At 37.4% G+C, this 21794-nt stretch carries 22 protein-coding genes and 1 pseudogene; 10 read left to right on the forward strand and 13 right to left on the reverse strand.

The window, feature by feature from the left end; genetic code table 11:
• Window positions 1-87: 87 nt before the first annotated feature.
• From PR675_RS08955 to PR675_RS08965, 3 genes are all read left to right on the forward strand, one after another.
• Window positions 88-789, forward strand: a complete 702-nt coding sequence (locus tag PR675_RS08955) for an AzlC family ABC transporter permease (protein WP_004919733.1) — start codon at window positions 88-90, stop codon at window positions 787-789.
• Window positions 786-1100, forward strand: coding sequence for an AzlD domain-containing protein (locus tag PR675_RS08960; protein ID WP_060561005.1), 315 nt, complete (start codon window positions 786-788; stop codon window positions 1098-1100). The genes PR675_RS08955 and PR675_RS08960 overlap by 4 nt, the downstream gene beginning before the upstream one ends.
• A gap of 188 nt (window positions 1101-1288) precedes the next feature.
• The gene (locus PR675_RS08965) at window positions 1289-1759 is read left to right on the forward strand and encodes a DUF1456 family protein (RefSeq protein WP_042116583.1); all 471 of its coding nucleotides are present in this window, start codon (window positions 1289-1291) and stop codon (window positions 1757-1759) included.
• 13 nt (window positions 1760-1772) lie between these two features.
• Here PR675_RS08965 and PR675_RS08970 read toward each other — a convergent pair whose 3' ends face one another.
• From PR675_RS08970 to PR675_RS09000, 7 genes are all read right to left on the reverse strand, one after another.
• Window positions 1773-2675: a LysR family transcriptional regulator gene (locus PR675_RS08970; RefSeq protein WP_040133123.1), complete on the reverse strand. Its 903-nt coding sequence runs from the start codon at window positions 2673-2675 to the stop codon at window positions 1773-1775.
• A gap of 42 nt (window positions 2676-2717) precedes the next feature.
• The gene (locus tag PR675_RS08975; protein WP_036940207.1) at window positions 2718-3410 is read right to left on the reverse strand and encodes a phosphohydrolase; all 693 of its coding nucleotides are present in this window, start codon (window positions 3408-3410) and stop codon (window positions 2718-2720) included.
• 43 nt (window positions 3411-3453) lie between these two features.
• Window positions 3454-4413: an acetyl-CoA carboxylase carboxyl transferase subunit alpha gene (gene accA, locus PR675_RS08980; protein ID WP_060561004.1), complete on the reverse strand. Its 960-nt coding sequence runs from the start codon at window positions 4411-4413 to the stop codon at window positions 3454-3456.
• Between the two features lie 130 nt (window positions 4414-4543).
• The gene (locus tag PR675_RS08985) at window positions 4544-4960 is read right to left on the reverse strand and encodes a helix-turn-helix domain-containing protein (RefSeq protein ID WP_004919718.1); all 417 of its coding nucleotides are present in this window, start codon (window positions 4958-4960) and stop codon (window positions 4544-4546) included.
• Window positions 4961-5047: 87 nt separating this feature from the next.
• Window positions 5048-6514 (reverse strand): AMP nucleosidase, encoded by a 1467-nt coding sequence (locus PR675_RS08990; protein WP_272582732.1) that lies wholly within the window; start codon window positions 6512-6514, stop codon window positions 5048-5050.
• A 63-nt stretch (window positions 6515-6577) separates the two neighbouring features.
• Complete coding sequence (locus tag PR675_RS08995) at window positions 6578-6886, reverse strand: hypothetical protein (RefSeq protein WP_004919715.1); 309 nt, start codon at window positions 6884-6886, stop codon at window positions 6578-6580.
• 183 nt (window positions 6887-7069) lie between these two features.
• Window positions 7070-7978, reverse strand: coding sequence for an AEC family transporter (locus tag PR675_RS09000; protein WP_061064052.1), 909 nt, complete (start codon window positions 7976-7978; stop codon window positions 7070-7072).
• A gap of 285 nt (window positions 7979-8263) precedes the next feature.
• Here PR675_RS09000 and PR675_RS09005 point away from each other — a divergent pair, with 285 nt between their 5' ends.
• Window positions 8264-8803, forward strand: a complete 540-nt coding sequence (locus tag PR675_RS09005) for an NADAR family protein (protein ID WP_060561003.1) — start codon at window positions 8264-8266, stop codon at window positions 8801-8803.
• A 149-nt stretch (window positions 8804-8952) separates the two neighbouring features.
• Here PR675_RS09005 and PR675_RS09010 read toward each other — a convergent pair whose 3' ends face one another.
• From PR675_RS09010 to PR675_RS09020, 3 genes are all read right to left on the reverse strand, one after another.
• Window positions 8953-9534, reverse strand: coding sequence for a helix-turn-helix transcriptional regulator (locus PR675_RS09010; RefSeq protein ID WP_060561002.1), 582 nt, complete (start codon window positions 9532-9534; stop codon window positions 8953-8955).
• A 146-nt stretch (window positions 9535-9680) separates the two neighbouring features.
• Window positions 9681-9917, reverse strand: a complete 237-nt coding sequence (locus PR675_RS09015) for a hypothetical protein (RefSeq protein WP_004919708.1) — start codon at window positions 9915-9917, stop codon at window positions 9681-9683.
• 304 nt (window positions 9918-10221) lie between these two features.
• Window positions 10222-10680, reverse strand: coding sequence for a GNAT family N-acetyltransferase (locus PR675_RS09020; RefSeq protein ID WP_004919706.1), 459 nt, complete (start codon window positions 10678-10680; stop codon window positions 10222-10224).
• Window positions 10681-10786: 106 nt separating this feature from the next.
• Between PR675_RS09020 and pdxR the strand changes: the two genes are divergently transcribed.
• From pdxR to drt3b, 5 genes are all read left to right on the forward strand, one after another.
• Window positions 10787-12268, forward strand: a complete 1482-nt coding sequence (pdxR, locus tag PR675_RS09025) for a MocR-like pyridoxine biosynthesis transcription factor PdxR (protein ID WP_060561001.1) — start codon at window positions 10787-10789, stop codon at window positions 12266-12268.
• Between the two features lie 148 nt (window positions 12269-12416).
• The gene (locus PR675_RS09030) at window positions 12417-12998 is read left to right on the forward strand and encodes a YebB family permuted papain-like enzyme (protein ID WP_004919702.1); all 582 of its coding nucleotides are present in this window, start codon (window positions 12417-12419) and stop codon (window positions 12996-12998) included.
• 72 nt (window positions 12999-13070) lie between these two features.
• Window positions 13071-14069 carry a phage portal protein gene (locus PR675_RS09035; RefSeq protein ID WP_239686460.1) on the forward strand — a complete coding sequence of 333 codons (999 nt, stop codon included), beginning with the start codon at window positions 13071-13073 and terminating at the stop codon, window positions 14067-14069.
• Between the two features lie 426 nt (window positions 14070-14495).
• Window positions 14496-15728, forward strand: a complete 1233-nt coding sequence (drt3a, locus tag PR675_RS09040; protein WP_060561000.1) for an antiviral reverse transcriptase Drt3a — start codon at window positions 14496-14498, stop codon at window positions 15726-15728.
• Window positions 15725-17695: an antiviral reverse transcriptase Drt3b gene (gene drt3b, locus PR675_RS09045; protein ID WP_060560999.1), complete on the forward strand. Its 1971-nt coding sequence runs from the start codon at window positions 15725-15727 to the stop codon at window positions 17693-17695. Before drt3a ends, drt3b begins: the two co-directional genes overlap by 4 nt.
• A gap of 1041 nt (window positions 17696-18736) precedes the next feature.
• On the opposite strand, the gene PR675_RS09050 is transcribed toward drt3b, so the two are convergent.
• Window positions 18737-18895: a hypothetical protein gene (locus PR675_RS09050; RefSeq protein WP_014658326.1), complete on the reverse strand. Its 159-nt coding sequence runs from the start codon at window positions 18893-18895 to the stop codon at window positions 18737-18739.
• A 154-nt stretch (window positions 18896-19049) separates the two neighbouring features.
• Here PR675_RS09050 and PR675_RS20995 point away from each other — a divergent pair.
• Window positions 19050-19164: pseudogene (locus PR675_RS20995) on the forward strand (phage integrase); the annotation flags it as partial.
• A gap of 261 nt (window positions 19165-19425) precedes the next feature.
• On the opposite strand, the gene ahpF reads toward PR675_RS20995, so the two are convergent.
• On the reverse strand, window positions 19426-21000 hold the full coding sequence (gene ahpF, locus PR675_RS09055; RefSeq protein ID WP_060560998.1) for an alkyl hydroperoxide reductase subunit F: 1575 nt from the start codon (window positions 20998-21000) through the stop codon (window positions 19426-19428).
• A gap of 87 nt (window positions 21001-21087) precedes the next feature.
• The gene (gene ahpC / locus PR675_RS09060) at window positions 21088-21651 is read right to left on the reverse strand and encodes an alkyl hydroperoxide reductase subunit C (protein ID WP_004919611.1); all 564 of its coding nucleotides are present in this window, start codon (window positions 21649-21651) and stop codon (window positions 21088-21090) included.
• Window positions 21652-21794: the final 143 nt, after the last annotated feature.

Genomic DNA, 21794 nt, shown 5'->3' on the forward strand with positions numbered 1-21794 from the left:
CACTCATATCAAGAGCAATTTTATTCTATCAGCCATCTCAACTCGACAGTATGATAAAAATAACGAAGCAAAAAAGGTATTAAATCAATGTATTCACAACAACGTAGCCAATGGCAACGTGCTTTTACTCATGGGGCTCTGCACATGACTCCATTGAATTTAGCAGTGATCCCATGGGGTGTTTTAGCAGGTTCAATGGCTGTTGAAGCCGGACTTTCATTTTGGCAAAGTATTTCTATGTCAGCGATGATATTTGCTGGCGCAGCACAACTTGTTACTTTAGGTTTACTTAATTCTGGGGCGGGTTATATCACTATTATTATATCTGTCTTCTTTATTACTTCACAGCATTTGCTATACGGCCTAACAATGCGGCCTCATGTTAAGGATTTTACTGCCACTCAACGTTTAAGCATTGGCTTTTTATTAACAGACGAACTATTTGCTATTAGTGCTGCTAAACGGCAGCCACTCAGTTTTCCTTATTTATTTGGTGCTGGATTCAGTTTTTATATTGTTTGGTTAATCACCAGCCTTCTTGGCATTATGATGGCCAATTTCATTACTGACCTAAGCCGCTTACATTTAGACTTTTCTGTGGTTGCGACACTATTAGCGATTGTTGTTCCACTGACAAAGAAAATAAGCACAATTTGTGGCGTGATATTTTCATTAGTTGTGGCCGTTACCCTCTCACTATATTCAATAAGTAGTGCGATTGTCATCGCGGGTGTTGGGGGGATGTGTGTTTCAGTTATGGTTTCTCGATTACTTAAGGAAGAAAAATGATTTGGGTATTGATCCTGACACTGACGGTTATTGTTTTCTCTTTACGCTACGTTTTTCTGATCCCACAGCTTCCTGTTAGGTTGCCACTGTTTATTAAACAGGCTCTCGGTTATTCAGCGCCTTGCTTATTAACCGCAATTTGTGCTCCGGTGATCCTGTTAGATAATCATGCGTTGCGGGATTTCCCTGATAACCCCTATTTATGGGGAGCTTTATTTTGCGTCGTTGCCGCGGCGTTACTGAAAAATATGCTATTAACTGTTGGGTTAACCTTAGTCTTTTTTTATAGTTTCATCTATTTTATCGGCTAATTCAACGTCAGACACAATATGCGTAAGGTAGGCTAAAATCGTCTATTTTACGCATTCTTATATTGATAAAAACAAAATTACTCTCTAGTATGCCTTTCTTAAAACGCCTCAATATTTTTGAATCTCAACATTGATAACTATCATTGGTGATTGATTTAGAAAACTTAATTTATGGAAAATCAATAGCCATGCTTAATAATTATGTTTTACGTCGTATTCGCTACATGCTAGACCTTAGTGATAACCAGATGGTGGAAATTATGCAGCTCTCTGGTTTAACGGTGACCAAAGCAGAAATAGTAAGTTGGCTAAAGAAAGATGATTCCCCCGAATATAGGGAGTGTAATGATAAAACCTTGGTTCACTTCCTTAACGGTTTAGTCTATTTTCGTCGAGGTAAAAGCGATAACCACCCTGCTCCGACAGTTGAAACACATATCAACAATAATATTATCCTTAAAAAACTCCGTATCGCTTTTGCATTAAAAGATACCGATATGATAGAAATATACCAAAAAGCCGATTTTCGAGTATCTAAACCCGAAATTAACGCCCTATTTCGTCACCCTGAACATAAAAACTACCGTGAATGTGGTGACCAATTACTGCGCTATTTTCTAAAAGGACTCACCCTGAAATTACGCCATACTTCAGCATGATTGAGTCTGGCAATTACACCTTCTTATTGGCAAATAATGGGATTAAATATTGCAAAAAAGCATCAATCTTCGGTGATAATGAACGTCGACTCGCATAAACTGCACGTAATTCAATCGGAGCGGGTCGCTCATCAAACTCAATAACTTCAAGTAAACCTTGCTCAATATCTGGTTGGCAAGATTCCATCGCTAAAATGGCATAGCCAATCCCTTTTAATGCAGCAACTTTAGCTAAAATACCGCTATTAACTCGGTATCGACTATTAATATTGAGTTTTTGAGGGCGTTCTTGTTGGTCGATAAATATCCATGGCTGACCGGCTATTGCACTTAAACTTGAAATACAAGGCATATTAGCTAGCTCCGTGAGGTTTTTCGGCTTGCCCGTTTGTTCAATAAGATGAGGAGCCGCCACAACAACGCTCGGCCAAGCTTTTATTAATTTCGAATGATAGCTGCTATCGCCTAATTCACCCCGATGGAACGTTAATAATAAATCGATATCATCATTAATCACATCTAAAGGCATAAGCTGAGTATCACAATGAAGAGTTAATTGTGGATGCAATAGAGCAAAATCGGTGATTATGTCGGCTAATAGTAGGCTTCCCGTCTCACTAGGAATAGTGAGCCGTAATGTTCCTGTTAATCTCTCACGATGGCTTATTTGGCTCAATATATCATCAAGCTCTGCATAGAGATTTTGACTATGCTTCCATAATATTTCACCTTGCTCTGTCAGCCTCATATTCCGCGTTGTTCTCTCAATTAACCGACAATTGAGCTGAGTTTCTAATTGCTTAATACTCCGGCTAACATTCGATGTCGGCATAGACAGTTGTTGTGCGGCACGAGCAAAATTGCCCTGAGATGCCACAGAAACAAAAACTCTTAATAAATTCAGATCAACCGACATTTATCGCCTATCCCTATTGAATACATCAAGCCACTACCTTAATTAGAGCCAAAACTGTTCGATGATATGATCATCAAACTGGACACTATTCCCCTTTAATTCAGCACTTAATTTCGCCATAAACTGTACTAAATAATTCGCATTTTGAGTGGCGAGCAATCTTCCCATTGAAGTTTGCATAGTACTCGGTAATTTAAGTAATTTTTGCTGAAAGTGATCTAAAGCCCATTGAGTATCATCCAGTGGCCTATTTTGTGCAAAAGGATCATTTGCATCAAATAACGCCCTATTCAGTTGGCCACTAACGGCAAAAACACGCGCTAAGCCAATTGCGCCAAGTGCTTCTAACCTATCCGCATCTTGAACAATTTTCGCTTCAATCGTTTTTGGTTCGAGCTGAGCACTAAAACTATGGGTGATAATACAGTGAGCAATCGGTTCATAGTAATGTTCAGGTAGGCTTGGAAAATGAGACTGAAAAACACTCACCGCTTTATCAGCACTTAAAGAAGATGCTTGGTGTCTTTGGGGGTGATTTTTCGGCAATGAGACAAAATCGTGAAAATAACAGGCAGCCAATACAACCAAAGGATTAACTTGTTCTATTGGCTCCATAATTTTTTGTGCCGTACGCCAAACTCGCCTAAGATGAAAAATATCATGGGCATTATCATCATTAACCCAGTTTTTTAGCAGGTAATTATCAAACTCATTCGCCCATTGCTCTATATTCATTTCTATCACCAAACGACTTCAGATAAAAATGACTATATCATGCTTAACAGTAACCAAACGCCATAATTTTCTGATATCTTTCGGCCAATAATAGATCAACATCCCGTTTTTTGAGAGCCTCTAAATCAATAAGCAACTGCTGTTTTAAATTTTCACTCGCTAATACATAATCGCGATGTGCGCCACCGAGCGGTTCAGGGATAATAGTGTCAATAATACCTAGCTCCTTGAGCCTTTTGGCTGTCATTCCCATTGTTTCCGCAGCAACTTGTGCTTTTTGTGCATCTTTCCAAAGGATTGAAGCACAACCTTCCGGTGATATTGCCGCATATGTGCTGTACTCCAACATATTAATACGGTCGCCAACCCCTATTGCCAGTGCACCACCAGAGCAACCTTCCCCTGTTATCACGCAAATGATAGGTGTTTTTAGGCAAGACATCTCCATAATATTTCGTGCTATCGCTTCAGCTTGCCCTCTCTCTTCTGCACCAATACCGGGATATGCCCCCGCAGAATCAATGAATATCACTACAGGTAAATGAAAACGCTCAGCCATCTTCATTAACCTTAATGCCTTACGGTAACCTTCCGGGGAAGGCATACCGAAATTTCTCATCACTTTTTCTTTTGTGGTACGCCCTTTCTGTTGACCTATAACCATAACAGGTTGCCCGTCAAGGCGTGCTAGACCACCAACAAGCGCCTTATCATCCGCAAATGCCCTATCTCCAGCCAACTCCTGAAATTCCGTAAAAATCAGCGAAATATAATCTAGGGTATAGGGCCTCAATGGATGCCTTGCAAGTTGAACTATTTCCCAAGCACCAAGCTGAGAAAAAATTTTCTTTGTCAGTGTTAAACATTTTTTCTCCAGCAACTTGATCTCTTCATCGAAATCAATATCAGGCTGTTGGCTATTTTGTTTAAAAGCCACTAAGGCGTCGATTCTTTCATTAAGTTCGACGATAGGTTTTTCAAATGCTAAGAAGTGAGTAGACATAGGACCCTTTAAATCAGTGTAGCAATACCTAAAGTGTAGTTAAGATCTAAAAGGCTTTCTATGAAGGAAAATGGGATAAATTGTTATCAAAAGTGGGATAATCACGCGGTTATACCCACTAGATTATGCCTTATTGGCTGAATTTTCGGCTATTTCGTAGGCCTATCGACATTATTTTTTGAAATTTAGGGCAGGCTAAATGATTTTCTTCAGGGCAATTGACGATATGCAAAATACCTTTTTTTAACGCCGACAAATCATCAATGACTTTTTGAATTTCCTCTGCTTTTGTTATTAAATAGCCACGATCAATCGTTGGTCCATTTCTTTGATTCAACATGGTGCTTATTTCATCAAGTGAAAATTTTGCTTCTCTCCCTAAAGCAATAAGTGATAAGCGAGTCATCACATCTTTACCATGATAAACACGCTTCAAACCTTTACGACCAATCGGGGTAATTAACCCCTTTTCTTCGTAATAGCGCAACGTCGATGGCGGTAAGCCCGATAGCTCACTCACCTCAGAAATATCTAGTTCATCAACCATGGCGTTAATAACTCGCTTAATTCACCCATACCTCATTTTTTCATTTGCCACTGCAAATGTCATTGATTCGGTATCTATACTTTTTTATTACCTAAAAGGAGGCTCATCAAAGGTTCTTAATTTTCTTGAATGCAGCTTATCGCCTTCTTGTCGCAAAAGATCAATCGCTCGAATACCAATCTGCAAATGTTCTGAAATTGCCCCTTCATAAAAGCTATTTGCTTGCCCTGGTAATTTGATTTCACCATGTAATGGTTTATCAGAAACGCATAATAGCGTCCCATATGGCACCCTAAAACGATAACCTTGAGCTGCAATAGTCGCACTTTCCATATCTACAGCAACAGCACGGCTTAAGCTGAAACGGCGGGCCGTTGCAAAAAAGCGTAATTCCCAGTTACGATCATCCGTTGTTACCACCGTACCTGTTCTTAGCCGTTGCTTAACTAATTCACCTGGCATATTACTGACTTGTTTCGTTGCATCGTACAGTGCCCTTTGTACCTCTGCGATACTTGGGATGGGAATATCAGGGGGTAAAACATCATCTAAAATATGATCATCACGTAAGTAGGCATGAGCTAATACATAGTCACCAATTTTTTGACTTTCACGTAAGCCGCCGGAATGGCCTATCATTAACCATGCGTGTGGCCGTAATACCGCCAAGTGATCACAAATATTTTTTGCATTCGATGGACCAACACCAATATTAACTAATGTTATTCCTACACCCTCTTTCGCGATCAGATGATACGCTGGCATTTGGAATTTTTTCCATGTGAGATCAGACGTGGCAATTTGTGGGTCAGCGTTTTCAGCCGTTAAATAATTGTGCCCTACACAGGATAATGCAACATAACGACTATTCGGATCCCTAACTTGCTCGCAAGCCCAGCTTACAAACTCATCGACATAACGATTGTAATTTGTAAACAAAATATAAGGTTGCACATGTTCTGGCGGCGTTCCCGTATAATGTTTCAGTCTCGCTAAGGAAAAATCGACACGCAAAGCATCAAAGTGAGAAAGGGGCATCTCCTCTGCGGATTGAAATAAACCGTCGGTAATATCATCACTAATATCTGCAAGATCTGTAATAGGAAAATGAGCCGCTAGACTGCTACTCATACTTCTATCTAAAGCTAAATCAGAACCATCAATCACAAACGGGTATGGCACTTCAGTTTGTGAGGGGTAAACAGAAAAAGTGACATCATAATCTTGCTGTAAAATACTCAGTTGCTCGGTTAAATATTGACGAAATAGATCCGGCTGGGTCACCGTAATACGATACTGTCCGGGCTTAACAAAACGTGCATATGCCCTCGTTTTTACGCAATGATCAATTTGACCATGCCACTCAACACATAGTTCAGGATAGGCAAATAATCCCTTTTTGCGGGCATCCGCATCAGGTAATTGCCCATCAGTCACATAAGCTGCAATGGCACTTCTTAAAGAATCAATGGCATTTGTGTACAGCAATGAAAGTTTATCTAATACCTCATCAATAGATAGATTTTCATTATTTTGACATTTTTCTAAAGACACACATGACCCCTTATCATCAAATGATATTATTACCTTATCAAGCAGCAGTGTATGTCTTTAATATTATTCAAACAAGCCTTTATACATTCGCGTTGGGGATAAAAAATTCGTCTTTTCAGGTTGTAAACGCCTTACAACCTTGGTTTCAAAAAGCCATTGAAATTCAGCTTTGCTGAGGCTTAATGGCTGCCCAGTATTACTTTCAACGACAAATAGCGTATTATTTTTAATACCTTTAATTTTTATCCCCATCAACTCAGATTCTTTGGTTGTGAGCTTCTCGGGTGAACTAAAAATAGCCTCTATCGCGCGTGAACTGGGAATGGAGAGTGTTTGGTTTATTTGGGGTTGTTGATTAATACAAAATGGCATTAGCGTTCTCAATAAACAGAATTTTGAATGTAGATATAGCCATTAGACATATTTTATCTAAAACTGTCATAATGCGTTATTCCTACAACCATTTTATCCCCAAAATTAACCCCATATTTTAACAAAGCGATTCTCTTCAAACCCATTATCTCACTTAAGCTAAATAACGATAGCAGCAATGAGTTAATGTATTATCTGGGTAAGAATGAATGGTAATGTCACGACAGCAATTACGGTCTGCAAAGTGATGATGCCTGCCATAAGCTGACTATCACCATTTAGTTGACGAGTTAAAATATAAGCCGTCGGCGCCGTCGGTATTGCAAAGAAAATCACAAATAACGCGGTTTCAAACTCCGGTAATGAGAATAATTTTGCTGTTAAAAGCGCTAATACTGGCATCGCTAATAAACGTAACAGCGTAGAGGTCATTAGCGGCTTAAATTCTTTCCTGAGCGTCGATGTTTGCAATGCCGCGCCAATACAAATTAACCCTAATGGTAAACTCGCTGCCGCAAGTAGCTTTAATAGTTGTCCTGAACCAAAAGGTAATCCTATTGGAGATAAGTTCAGCAAAATACCAATAATACAAGAGAGGATTAACGGGTTTTTAATGATCGGTAAAAATAACTGTTTGATAGAAACTTTAGAGCCAGTGGTTAATGCTAAGACCGCAATAACATTACAACTTGGCACCAGTATCGCCATAATGACGGCAGCAATCGCTATGCCATCAGTACCAAATAAATCGGCTATGATTGCAAGCCCTAAATAAGTATTAAAGCGGGTAATACCTTGAATATGAGCACCAAACCGTGGTATTGGCATTTTAAAAAGTAATTTAAAAATTAGAACTAATACACTGCTAATAATAAGCACAAAAAATATCGCACCCGCGAGATAAGGCAGTTTAGGGCTATCAAGTGGGGCACTCGCTAAACTGTTAATCAATAAAGCAGGAAACAAAATAAAATAGTTCAGTTTTTCAGCGCTAGGCCAAAAATCAACCGAAAACAGCGATGAACGACGTAATATAAAACCCATTGCTATCAGTGCAAATAAAGGCCATAAAACTAACAATATTTGTTCCATATTTTTATACTTTACTTTCGTTAATAACCTTACCCAATAAGAGGGCTTACTGTATCGTTAACAAAATGTAATAGTTAGGTAAAAATGGCTCTATTCACACGTGAAATGCGACTTTTTATATCATTTATAAAAAATGTCTGATGCCTCACGTTTTATTTAATTTTCAACACTTGCCAGTTACTTTTTAATCAATCTATTTATGCTATAACTACAGGCCTTTCTTATGGTATTTCGAAGAATTTATCGATACGCTACCCCAATAGAAATTTATTAGAACAATTTATTATGGATATCCAAACCCTTTGCAAACAATACCGAACAGGTAAAAAATTGAAATACCTCTTTTTCTGGGGTCATCAATCAAAACAAAAACAAGTTACCAAGAGTTGCCTGAGCCAATGGTATCCAGCTACTTTTATGGTTGAAGGCAATCGCTTTGCCAGTGCTGAACATTTTATGATGGCAGAAAAAGCACGATTATTTGATGACAATGAAAGTTTCGAGAAAATTATCCATGCCCCAAATCCTGGCGCTGCAAAAGCATTCGGTAGAGAGGTACGAGGCTTTCAACAGAGCATATGGGATGAACATAGATTTAATATTGCTGTCACAGCAAATCTTGCTAAGTTTTCACAAAATGAAGAGTTAAAAACATTTTTATTAAATACCAATGAAAGAATATTAGTTGAGGCAAGCCCTGTTGATAAAATATGGGGGATCGGCCTTGCTGAAGATAGTGAAAATATCGAGAACCCTCTCACTTGGAAAGGGCTCAATTTATTAGGTTTTGCGCTTATGGAAGTACGTAAACAACTGGCAACTTAAAACATTCCTTACTCACTCTAACATTGAACCAAGAAAATTGGCTTCCCTGCTACCACAAGCATTGAGTATTCGAGTTGTAGCTGGCGGCTTAGATATCATAAGCATTAAAATTACCCCCTTATGTCAATAAGGGAGTATTTTAAGATTGGTTATTTAACATTCGTTTTATCGGCGTATGCTGCTCTTTTTTGCCTATTATCGACGATTTTTTTCGTTATCGCTTCAACTTCAAGCAAATCATCACATACACTTGATCGTAATGCCAAGTTCCATTTACTTAATGCCTTCGCATTCGTCACTAATTCAGGATGGTGATTTAACCTGCCATTAATTTGTAACCAATTAGCAACCTCAGCCCAATCCCATAAAGGGGATTGGCCTTTAATACGCTGTATTGGGTTTGGAAAATCCCCTGCACCCCGCTTACCATCTTTCAGCATTGCAACCGCTTGCCTTGAGAGATGTGTTAAATCAGCAATATCACTCAAGCCGACGAGCACTGAATCAACCGATTCTACTCTTGCCCCTAACCCAGATGTTTCAACATGATGGATAGCTGACTCAATTGCATCATCTAATGATTTAGCCTCTCTATCAAATTCTAGATAGACCGATTTACCATAAAAACAGATTAGCGCATCACCGCAACCACTTTCATACAGCGCATCTTCAAGTTCTGGGGTATCAGCATTAACACCTGAAAGCACCAACGTGAAATTGTATAGTGACACTGTATTCTCCTTGATACTCGCCATACATTAATGGATTCGTTAATAGATACCTTTAACTGAGACCATTTTATTATCTATACCGTTCTAGGTGACCTTTCTCATCCCCTAGATTATTCGCTTGAAACAGGCGGCAATGCCGCCTTAAATTAATTTCCAGACCGATAACAACTATCAACTTTCCGTTTGATCTGTTTAGCATGATCCTCAGGACGGCTTGGTGTGGACCACACGCTCATTTGATGGTTTTGATGTGCATCATTCGCGTCACCACAGCGTAAACGGCAAAAGGCATGCGAACTATGACCCGCTGATACCAAAACCCAGCCTTTAGAGACAGCATATTCAATCGCTGATTGAATGTGTTTGTTTGGATGTCTCTTCATTTCCCTCCTGTATCCGTACTGTAGTTACTTCGTTGACAGGTGTCAACAAGGTGTTTTCCTTTGAATATCACATGTAGTGATTGTTTACTGTTATTTTTCAATAACAGTCGGATATAACTTAACAAAAAGCTACTTTGAACTTTGTCTGAAATTAAAACAATGAGCATAGCAAAGGAGATAAAAGCCCCACCGCTCGCAAAAACAGTGGGGATGGCAGAAATCGCCAAGAGATCACAAGTAGGATAAAAAATCTTCGGATGATGAGTGGGTATGTAACCTATCTCATGAATAAATCACTAAAAGATTACAACGGCATTCTATATTCAATCACACCTGGTTTTTCAGCAACCCAATCATATAAGCGCTGCCCTCGTAAATTGGTTTCCTGCGTATGCCAATACAGACGTCCACAAGCTTGTTTTTTTGCTTGTTCATGCACGAATTCAATCAGATGTTTTCCTACCTGACGCCCCCTTACGTCTGGCGAAACAAATAAATCTTCCAAATAGCAGAAATTATTTTCCGCCCATGTGGAGCGATGGTAGAGGTAATTGACAAAACCAACCACTTTTTCACCTTCAAGTGCAACGGCGCAATACATAGGCTCATTTTCATCGAAAAAACGCTCCCATGTTTTTAATGTGATTTCTTCGCTTAAATCCACTTTATAAAATTCTTGATACTGCAACCAATAAACTAGCCATTGCGGATAATGCTCGGGTGACACAAATTCAACAGTAACAGGTAACATATTGTTATTCATGATATATCCTTTAACGATTCGACATATAAAACAATGGCGTTATATTACATATCAATCTGGTACTAAATAAGATACACTTTTGCTATTTATTTAGGATCCACTTCTAATGAAACGTAAACCGCAAGCTCTCTTCCCTCATTTACTCTTAGAAGCAGGTTGTATTAAAGAAAATGTTTATCACACCATCAGAAATGCCATTCTTGATGGGCGATTATCTGCGGGGATCAAACTGCCCTCTAGTCGTGCTTTTGCTGAAATGATGTCGATATCTCGCAATTCAGTCATTGCAGGTTTTGAACGATTAATCGACGAGGGTTATTTAGTTACTCGTCAAGGCTCTGGCACCTATGTTTCTACAACCATACCTGATGAGCTGGTTAAATTAACATCCAAGACAGATCCTCTCAATAAACAGCAATATTCTGCACCTAATCTCAATCCCGTGATGAGTCATTTAACGACATTATGGAAAACGTCTCGGCCTAATACGAATAAAAAACAGATGTTCAATATCGGCATTGGTTGCGTTGATCAGTTTCCCCATGATTTATGGGGAAGATTACTAGGAAGGGTTTGGAGAAGATCAAAACAAGAAATTCCTCACTACAATCATCCGGCAGGTTATCCGCCACTAAAAAGAATATTAGTCGATTATGTGCACTCAACGCGTGGGGTTAATTGCAGCGAAGAGCAAATTATTATTGTAAATGGTACTCAGCAGGCGATTAATTTAACCGCAAGCGTATTATTACAACAAGGTAGCTCAGTCTGGTTAGATGATCCTGGATATGACAGTGCGCGAGCTATTTTAACTGCTCGTGGAGCCAATATTTGCCCAATTCCTTCTGAGAGTGATGGAATGAATATTACGATGGCCGCACAAACTTACCCTGACGCTTGCTTAGTTTACACCGCCCCTTCCCATCAATTTCCTCTTGGTACGACTTTGAGCTTAACAAAACGATTAGCGCTATTAGAGTGGGCAAACAAGAATCAAGCATGGATTTTTGAAGATGACTACAACAGTGAATTTCGCTATTTATCTAAACCTATTCAAGCACTTCAAGGGCTTGATGCACATCAACGTGTTATTTATGCCGGCACCTTTTCTAAAATGATGTATCCGGGTTTTCGTTTAGGATTTTTAATTGTGCCAAAAATTCTGATCGAGCCTTTTACTATGATGAAATATTACAGTGATAGCCATTCAGGTTACTTAGAACAAGCCGCTTTAGCACAGTTTATTCAAGAGGGGCATTATGCACGCCATGTGCGTAAAGTTCGAAAAGTTTGCTATTCACGCCAAAATGCATTAATTAGTGCAATTAACACCTATTTGCCCCATGTATTTAACGTTGAGCAAACAGATTCAGGGATCCATGCTGTTTGTTGGTTAAAGCCGGGAATTAGTTTGCCGTTTATACTCTCTACCTGCCATCAGTTAGGTTTTGGTGTACAGTCACTGTCTCGTTATTGTATGAATAGTCATGAAAACAACGCTATTTTATTCGGTTATGCTGCACATACTGAAACTGAGATTACGCGTAGTATTATCGCATTGAGCCATGCCCTACAAACAATAAAATAAATTGAGTTGCATAACCTATAATCAATATAACCTAAACGAAAACGTATTATTTAATTTAATACGCGATTTTAATCCGTATTCTCATTGCTGTTACTCTTTATCAGGGATTACTATCAAACAGAGTTAAAATTATTGAGAGGTATGAATAATGACAAATAATACTCCCCCTAAAAACCTCGAGGTCGGCGATATTATCTTTACAAGTATTGGCACTACGTTATTTCGCCAAATAGCGTCAGCCTCTTTATGTTGGAGCAATCATGTTGGCTTGATAATTGGTCATAACGGGCAAGATTATTTAGTAGCAGAAAGCCGAGTACCGCTATCAACTGTCACGACTTTGACTCGCTTTATTCAACGTTCGGCAGGGCAAAGATATGGTGTTCGCCGACTTACTCACCACCTAACGGATGAACAAAAAGCAGCTTTAGTTGCAGAAGTTCCTTCAAGACTTAATAAATTTTATCATACTGGCTTTGATTATCACTCTTCCCGCCAGTTCTGCTCGAAATTTGTATTTGATATTTACCAGTCAGCACTTTCAATTAACGTAGGTGAAATTGAAACTTTTAAAGATTTATTAAGTAAAAACCCCGAAGCCAAACTTAACTTTTGGAAATTGTGGTTTATCGGTCATATTCCTTGGGAGCGTGCGACAGTGACCCCCGCCAGTTTATGGAGTCATCCGCAATTAGAGTTAATTTACCGCAGTCACGAGGATATTCATTAGTTCGGATTGCGATAATTCTTTGGCTTGTTGGGAATTAACAGTAACCGAAAAACAAACACAAAGTCCTGAGTTTTGCTCATTTACCTTTTGCCCGCCGTCATTGTATCTGGCGGCGGTGATTTGCTGGACTGCATGGAATGCAACCACAATGACCGCTGGTATGAAACCCCGATTGATTTTACTGGTATTGCGTGCTCGTTTACCTTGTCAGCGGCCTACCATCAATCACCGTTAGTGTTTAAGTGTAATGTGATCACCAGCTGTTTTGAACCAACGCCCTATTTATCACGCCCTGACTTCACCACCTTAGCGCAGGATTTTGTCGTTTTTGGTAATGGTTACCTTGAAAAGCGCATTAACCGGCTCGGCGATATGCTGACATTAAAAACCTCTTTGGCTAAGTATACCCACGCCGGTGTGAATGAGGGGCAATACTGGCAAGTGAAGAATTACCAAGATACCTACGAATTCCGCAAAAATAGCATTATTCATTTGAAAAATCCGTGTATTCACCAAGAGATATATGGCGTTCCCGATTACTTGGCGGGGCTTATTTCCGCTAACTTGAATCATTCGGCTACCCTGTTTCGGACAAACTATTATGAGAATGGCAGCCACGCCGGTGTGATGGTATATCTTTCCGCGGCATTGGCTGACGACAAGGCTGTTGAGTCATTAAAGAAATCACTCACCGAAGCCCGTAAAGGTAAGGCATTTAAAAATATCTTTGTTTATGCCGCCAATGGTGGCAAGGATGGGATTCAAATTTTGCCATTCTCACAAATCAGCGCCAAAGATGAGTTTGTGGGTATCAAGGACACCACCCGCGATGATTTGTTGGCCATGCACCGGATACCACCACAACTGATGGGGATCATCCCGCAAGGCTCAGGTAGCCTTGGTGATATCGAAAAAGCCGCAATGGTTTTTTGGTTCAATGAGTTACTACCACTGATGGAAAGCATGAAATCAATTAACGACATGCTAGGTGTTGAGGTGATCCGCTTTAAACAATATGCGTTGCTGGATTTTTTGACGCAGGCCAAGAACAAAGAACCGAATTATAAATAAACCATTCAATTCACATTAACCGATGTTCCCTCTTTCAAAGCTAATAGAACGGCCTTAGCGCCGTTCTACCTATTTCACATACCCGAAACTATTTTATATCTCATCTAGGCTGTACAGCCTGAATAATTGCAAATAACACCATTAACGAGCTAATCACACCATGGCCAGCGCGGCTCATCTTTACCCCTTTGCGCGCGCTTGCTCCCGCCTCGCCCGCACACAAAAGGGATGGGATTTTGTGCAGGTGTGCCGGTCACCAAAACCCGCACCAGTACAGGTACCAAGCAGAAAATAAGTCAAGGCTAAATTTGTGCAATTTGATACAAAATTGTGAGCTTAGTCCATTAGATTTTAAACTGGTGATATGTATTCTTGATTTAAAATTATCATTCACATAGTCTATATATAAAAAAGGAGTTCAGCTTAATGATACAACAAGATTATTCCGAGCAAAATTTGCGGCGTTATTTATACCCTAGCGATTTTATAAAAAATCGAAAACTACTAAATTCTGTACTCTCAAAATCTTTTTTTGACGAACTGAAAGATTATATGAAGTACATTGACATTGATGGTTTTCCGCTCAAAAATATAAAAATAAAAAATAAAAATGTTTATACAACCACAACTCTACATCATAAGTTAATTTTGCGCCGATGTGATTCATCGTTAAAAAGACTGTTTAATTTAAAAATGAAAAACAGGCATTCTATAATAGATGAATTAACGGTTTTCCTTAAGGAAAGCCCTAAATACTCTATAATTAGAACTGATATAAAATCATTTTTTGAATCAATAAGTCAATGTCATTTACTAAAAAAACTTGAAAATAATAAAACTCTTTCGCATATAAATTTTAATGTAATACTTCATTTATTAAACACATACAATACAATAACTGCAAATAATGTTGGAATCCCCCGAGGCTTAGAGATAAGCTCTTCTCTTTCTGAAATCGCCTTATTAGATTTTGACGAAAAAATACTTAGAAATCAAAATATCATTTACTATGGTCGATTTGTTGATGATATAATCATAATTACAGATAATCCATTATTTTTCAATAAGATACACAACACAATTTCACCGTACAATTTAAATATAAATAAGTCCAAATCACAACTAATAACACTAAATACTTATAGTGAGCATAGTACTCCTGTATCTTTCAATTATTTGGGTTATAATTTTTCATTCCCTACAGATCACCAATTATCAAACAAGAAAAAAAAGAAAAACTTCAGAACAGTTGTTATAAAAATATCTGATAATAAATTAAAAAAAATAAAGACCTGTATTTCAAAATCTTTTTATGCATTCTATAAAAATAACGACTTTGATTTATTAATAGATAGGTTATTGTTTTTATCAACGAATAGAACCTTAATAAGTGAGAAATCAAAGAAAAAAATTCCCACAGGAATTTATTTTAATTACTCAAAGATAAATGACACTTCTTGCCTTAAGGAAATTGACTTGTTTTTAAAAAAAACAATATTTAGTCATAAAATTCGCGCCAATAAAATAAAAGCAAGAAGTTTTAACACCTTGCAAATAAATAAACTAATAAAAATTAACTTTGAAAACTCACATAAAAAAATAATATATAAAAGTTTTAATGCAAAAAGATTAAAAGAGATAACTAGGATTTGGCAATGAAGCATAATATTAAAATAGACAAAAAAGATTTTTTAAGATCTTTACTAACAGATACATCACCTAATGATGTACCTTTAATATTCTCTAATGATGGACTGTATATTAATTTAAATTCCATAAAAAAAGGAAATCCTGTATATGATATAATGAAAAATCTGATAATTAGAAATGTTAATAACAATGAAGTTTTAAATCCCGATACAACAATACCATTTAAATATAACATAAAGAAGGATGAACATAAATTAAGAACACTTTCTCTAATTCACCCAGCATCACAATACACGTATGCAATAATATATAGAGATTATGCTAACATAATTAATTATTTATGTTCATTAAGTGAGATATCTATAAGAGCACCTATAAAAATAGCCAACTCCTTTTATTTAAAGGAGGGTCATATTAATAATAAATACAAAGAAATAAATGTTGAAACCATTAAAGATGAAGTAAAAAGGAAACATGCATCATCTTTTTTCTCATATAAAGGCTATAACCGTATCTATAACTTCTATAAAGATAATGATTTTTACAACTTAGAAAAAAAATTTCCTATTATGTGGAATTTAGATGTTGCTAATTGTTTTAATAATATTTATACACACTCCATAGAGTGGGCGATCAAAGGTAAAAACTATTCAAAATCAACCAAATCTATAAATCAGCGTTTCCCTGCCATTTTAGATAAGACTATGCAAAATAGCAACCATAGCGAAACGAATGGAATACCAATAGGAAGTGAATTTAGTAGAGTATTTGCAGAAATAATACTCCAGCGAGTTGATAATAATATAATTAATTCATTATCAATAAAAAATATAAAAATGAATGATGATTATTGCATCTATCGCTATGTTGATGATTTTATTCTCTTTGCAAAAGACATAAATACTGCAGAAATTATTTATAAAGAAATAAATGATCATCTTGGAGAATATAATTTGTATCTAGGTGATAATAAACTTAAAAAATATAACAGGCCATTCCTTACAGAAAAATCCGATTCTATAATTAAGGCTAACTTGATATTAAAAGAAATGGATGAAAAACTCTTCATTAAAAATGAAAAAAAGATATCATGTCTATTGGAAGTAAAAAATGTAAGAGATTTCTCTAATTTCTTCATTAATAAAATTAAAATAATAACCCCACCTTCGAGTAACTATTCAAATTTATCATCTTATATAATCTCCAGCATATGCAATAGAATTACAAACATCAATAAGGATTATAATGAGATAATAAAAAATAATTTCAACCCTTTTATTTTAAAAAAGACTCTATTGTCACTTTATAATATTTTATTTTTCTTTTTTTACACTAATGTATCTATTTCATCATCGCTTAAAATAACGAAGGCTACTATACTAATCAATAAAAAGCTGTTGACTAAACATGATGACATTAGATTGGAATTATGTGATTTTATTTCAAACAATATTAATTCAATGTCTATATTGGAAGTTGATAATATTAATGAAGGAAGACATAATTTTCTTTCAATTGAAAGAGTAAATATGTTAATACTTCTAAGAAATCTAGGTGATGAATATTTACCAAAAAAAGTTAGTCTGGAAAAAATAATTACACCAGATACAAAAATGAATTATTTTTCGATAGTATCATTTTTATTTATTATAAAAAACAATTATAAATATAAAAGTATAAAAAGAATAATTGAGTTAAAGATAAAATCACTTTTCTCAGATGGACATAATGATATTAAAGATAATTCGGAAATTGCTCATTTAGCGTTAGATATTTTATCTTGTCCTTTTGTTTCACCTGAGCTAAGAAAATACATTTATATAAAAGTAACATCAAGTTTAGATTTAGCTAGAACTCCAACTCAAATAGATGATGAATATAATAGTTTTTTAAATGTTTATTGGTTTGTCAAATGGAACGATTTAAACCTGATAAACCTTTTAGAGAGAAAAGAGTTGAAATCTAGCTATTTATAGCATAAATTGGAACAAGGATTGGTTAGTTGCTCTTGCTCGCTTATATTCACTTTCATTGAGTTATGCGAGTCACACTTCGTTTGAAGTGTTTCGCATTTAGTTTGAGATTTTTTGCAACAAAATTTCATCTAAACTGTTTGAGAGGTATATACGCATGACAAAATCGTCATATGACGTGCATACCTTACACACCTGATGAGCAACCAACCTCTCCTACCTTTATTAAAAATTTTATTATATGTATTATAAATCAATAAATTAAATCTTTAACTTGTAACTATATCACACTCATTCCTTCTCACTTTCTTAATGTTAATTATAAATGATTAAATAATAGTCAACCCTTTCTCTACCACTGATAAACTCACTTACCTGAACACTATCTTATGAATGTAATATTTGTCTCTCTCATATGCACAAATGGAATATTCATTACAAAAATATTCGTATCACAAATAATTGTTAGTTTTTCGGAAACCGGTTACAACGGTTACACCCTACCAAAACCACCTATAACCCACTGATTACAAACAACTCCGTTGTAACTTTTTACTGGTTACAACGGGTTACAAAACAGGGGTTAAAAAGTTACATCCTTATAAAACAATAAGTTATATTTTTAATTTGTAACCTCTTAAAACGGTTACACGTAACCGCAAAGTAACCCAGTTGTAACCTTTTTCTATTACCATATTTCTTTATAGTATCAATAAGATATAAGGCTATTTTAATTTTGTAACCATTGTAACCGCTTTCCGAACCCCTCCCACAAATTCTCTATCTATATAAAAGACACTTAGTAATGCTTATTTATTGCACAACCCATTATGCTTTCACTTGTTTGTCATTCTGAGTATTTATGATATTTAGTTGGTAACTATCTACAGATATAAAAAAGGCTGCACATCGGCAGCCTATAGATGAATAGAGGGGGAAACTAACTCTCACTGTTTTCTTGGAATACCAACATCTAAGCACATCAGGCTTCGTTAAAGTACTCCCCACCGCAAGCGTGCTATTAAACTGGCTGTTCACCGCGCTTCACACCGTCTTAACGCCCACAAACTTACGCATGCGCCCCGCTTTCAATAAATTCTTAATATCCGTATTCAATAGCATAGACTGGCGGTACTCACTGGCCACCTGTGCAATATGGTTAAAATTCACTGCATAAACACCCTTTTCACTACTGTGATTCACACCAAAAGCCTCGTTATCGTGTAAATAATCAAATATCTCCCAAAACTCCATTACTTGCGGTTGGTCGAGTTGGATCGCTTGAACACGTTGTTTGACCAGCTCAATAATAAAGTCACGTGTTTGGCGAATATAGGCCGCTTTTACAGAAAGAACTACTTTGCAGAGAATCCTAGGTCACTCGACATTTGACCTACGCTCACTTTACACCGGACTTTCTTCAAGATGCGATTACGTACAACCCATTAAAGGGAGGAACAGAGTTAGCTTAATAGACTGTTCGTTTTAGGATGATTTTGACGACGAAAAGCAATACAAATTTAACTTTTGCATGTCCACAAATTGTCCACACTGGGATGCATTTCTCCGCTGCAAGTACCACCAAATCAGCGTTTAGATCGTCCACAAGTTGTCCACACTTGAACACTTTTAGGCACTTTTGAGCCTTTTTTGTACAGATTATGCACAAAAAAAAGGCACTCGCCCCCGGGTGCCTTTTGACTACAACTCACTGAATATAAAGTAAATTACACCTATTCAGCGGTTCTGGTACTTGTGCGAATTAGGTAATCAAAGGCGCTAAGTGCGGCTTTTGCACCTTCACCGGCTGAAATAATGATCTGTTTATAAGGTACAGTAGTACAGTCACCCGCAGCGAACACACCTTTCACATTTGTTTCGCCACGTGCATCCACCTCAATTTCGCCTATACGGTTACGTGCAACGGTATCACCTAACCAATTGGTATTTGGCAACAGGCCAATTTGCACAAATGCGCCTGCAACTTCTAATAAATGTACACTATCATCAGTACGGTCTTTATATTCAAGACCCGTCATCTTGCTACCATCGCCCTTCACTTCCAATGTTTGAGCATTAACGATAATGTCAATATTTTTCAGGCTACGTGCTTTATCTTGTAGTACTGAATCCGCCTTCAATTCAGGCGCGAATTCCAATACTGTTACATGTTCAACAATACCCGCTAAGTCAATAGCCGCTTCAATACCTGAGTTACCTCCACCAATCACAGCAACGCGTTTGCCTTTAAACAACGGACCATCACAGTGTGGGCAGAATGTAACGCCTTTCGTGCGATACTCTTGCTCCCCAGGTACTCCCATGTTACGCCAACGGGCACCTGTCGCAATAATGATACTCCGTGACTTCATTACTCCGCCGGAAGCTGTTTCGATTTGGTGGTAACCGCCTTCTTCTGTTGCTGGAATTAACTTAGTCACTGACTGACCATCAATCACATCAACATTGTAGTCATCAACGTGGTTCTTCAGTGCTCCCGCAAATATCGCCCCTTCTGTTTTGAGTACAGAAATGTAGTTTTCGATATCAACGGTATCCATAACTTGGCCACCAAAACGCTCACCGATCACACCAGTGCGAATACCTTTACGTGCAGTATAAACCGCTGCGGATGCCCCAGCAGGTCCACTACCGATGATGAGTACTTCAAATGGTTCACGTTCCGTTAATGCTTTAGCGGCACGCGCGTCAGCATTCGTGTCAACCTTATTAATGATCTCACTTAATGTCATGCGCCCTTGGCCGAACTCTTTTCCATTTAAGAAAACAGCGGGAACGCCCATCACATTACGTTCTTCAATTTCATTTTGAAACAGCGCACCATCAATCGCTGTATGTGTGACATTTGGATTTAATACTGCCATTAAATTCAGTGCTTGCACAACATCTGGGCAGTTATGGCACGATAATGAATAATAGGTTTCAAAATGGAATTCCCCTTCAAGGGCCTTCACTTGATCTAATAACTCTTGTGCTTCTTTAGATGGGTGACCACCAATTTGCAACAATGCAAGCACAAGCGATGTAAATTCATGGCCTAGTGGTGAACCTGCAAAACGCAATCCACTATCAACACCAGGGTTAGTAATTAAAAATGATGGTACTCTTTGAGTATTATCTTGTACTTCACGAACAGTAATCTTGTCTGAAAGCGCAGCAATTTGGTTTAGAAGCTGTTTTATTTCATTTGATTTATTACTGCTATCTAAATTAGCGACTAACTCAACAGGTTTAGTCAATTTTTCTAAATACGCTTTCAATTGCGCTTGCATATTGTTATCGAGCATATGATCCCCTTGGTCATAAAATCGGGTGCATAGCACCCGATAACATCAGTATGTTTTTACTTTCTACTTTCGAAATAAAGTTTTCGATTAGATTTTGCCAACCAAATCTAAAGATGGAGACAGAGTTGCTTCACCTTCTTTCCATTTAGCAGGGCATACTTCGCCTGGGTGGCTAGCAACATACTGCGCAGCTTTAACTTTACGTAGCAGATCAGAAGCATCACGGCCAATGCCTTCTGCTGTGATTTCGATAGCTTGGATGATACCTTGTGGGTCAACAACGAAAGTACCACGGTCAGCCAAACCTTCTGCTTCACGCATATTTTCGAAATTACGAGTCAGTTCACCTGTTGGGTCACCGATCATGGTGTATTTGATTTTACCGATAGTTTCTGAACTTTCGTGCCATGCTTTGTGAGTAAAGTGGGTATCAGTTGAAACTGAATAGATTTCAACGCCCATTTTTTGGAATTCTTCGTAATGGTCAGCGACGTCACCAAGTTCAGTTGGGCAAACGAAAGTAAAGTCTGCTGGATAGAAGAAGAATACACTCCATTTTCCAGCCACATCTTTTTCGGTGACTTCGATAAACTTACCGTCTTTAAAAGCTTGATTTTTAAATGGTTTGATTTGAGTATTAATTAAAGACATTTTACGTTCTCCTGTTTGGTTGATTATTAAGTTACTGGTTTACAGCCTTTTTTTCCAATCAGTTAATACTATCGATTTGATAGGCACAGACTTGCAATGATTTTTGAATTGATAGGCACTATATTACAACGCTTACTGAACAA

The organism is Providencia sp. PROV261 (assembly GCF_028477945.1).
GTDB lineage: Bacteria > Pseudomonadota > Gammaproteobacteria > Enterobacterales > Enterobacteriaceae > Providencia > Providencia stuartii.

Bases quoted from the DNA above. Each gene is read 5' to 3' on its own strand.
- ahpC (WP_004919611.1), bottom strand. From the start codon at position 21,651: ATGTCTTTAATTAATACTCAAATCAAACCATTTAAAAATCAAGCTTTT.
- PR675_RS08995 (WP_004919715.1), bottom strand. From the start codon at position 6,886: ATGCCATTTTGTATTAATCAACAACCCCAAATAAACCAAACACTCTCC.
- PR675_RS09005 (WP_060561003.1), top strand. From the start codon at position 8,264: ATGGATATCCAAACCCTTTGCAAACAATACCGAACAGGTAAAAAATTG.
- PR675_RS09030 (WP_004919702.1), top strand. From the start codon at position 12,417: ATGACAAATAATACTCCCCCTAAAAACCTCGAGGTCGGCGATATTATC.
- PR675_RS09020 (WP_004919706.1), bottom strand. From the start codon at position 10,680: ATGAATAACAATATGTTACCTGTTACTGTTGAATTTGTGTCACCCGAG.
- accA (WP_060561004.1), bottom strand. From the start codon at position 4,413: ATGTCTACTCACTTCTTAGCATTTGAAAAACCTATCGTCGAACTTAAT.
- ahpF (WP_060560998.1), bottom strand. From the start codon at position 21,000: ATGCTCGATAACAATATGCAAGCGCAATTGAAAGCGTATTTAGAAAAA.
- PR675_RS08960 (WP_060561005.1), top strand. From the start codon at position 786: ATGATTTGGGTATTGATCCTGACACTGACGGTTATTGTTTTCTCTTTA.
- PR675_RS08955 (WP_004919733.1), top strand. From the start codon at position 88: ATGTATTCACAACAACGTAGCCAATGGCAACGTGCTTTTACTCATGGG.
- drt3a (WP_060561000.1), top strand. From the start codon at position 14,496: ATGATACAACAAGATTATTCCGAGCAAAATTTGCGGCGTTATTTATAC.
- drt3b (WP_060560999.1), top strand. From the start codon at position 15,725: ATGAAGCATAATATTAAAATAGACAAAAAAGATTTTTTAAGATCTTTA.
- PR675_RS09000 (WP_061064052.1), bottom strand. From the start codon at position 7,978: ATGGAACAAATATTGTTAGTTTTATGGCCTTTATTTGCACTGATAGCA.
- PR675_RS08965 (WP_042116583.1), top strand. From the start codon at position 1,289: ATGCTTAATAATTATGTTTTACGTCGTATTCGCTACATGCTAGACCTT.
- PR675_RS08975 (WP_036940207.1), bottom strand. From the start codon at position 3,410: ATGAATATAGAGCAATGGGCGAATGAGTTTGATAATTACCTGCTAAAA.
- PR675_RS08970 (WP_040133123.1), bottom strand. From the start codon at position 2,675: ATGTCGGTTGATCTGAATTTATTAAGAGTTTTTGTTTCTGTGGCATCT.
- pdxR (WP_060561001.1), top strand. From the start codon at position 10,787: ATGAAACGTAAACCGCAAGCTCTCTTCCCTCATTTACTCTTAGAAGCA.
- PR675_RS08985 (WP_004919718.1), bottom strand. From the start codon at position 4,960: ATGGTTGATGAACTAGATATTTCTGAGGTGAGTGAGCTATCGGGCTTA.
- PR675_RS09015 (WP_004919708.1), bottom strand. From the start codon at position 9,917: ATGAAGAGACATCCAAACAAACACATTCAATCAGCGATTGAATATGCT.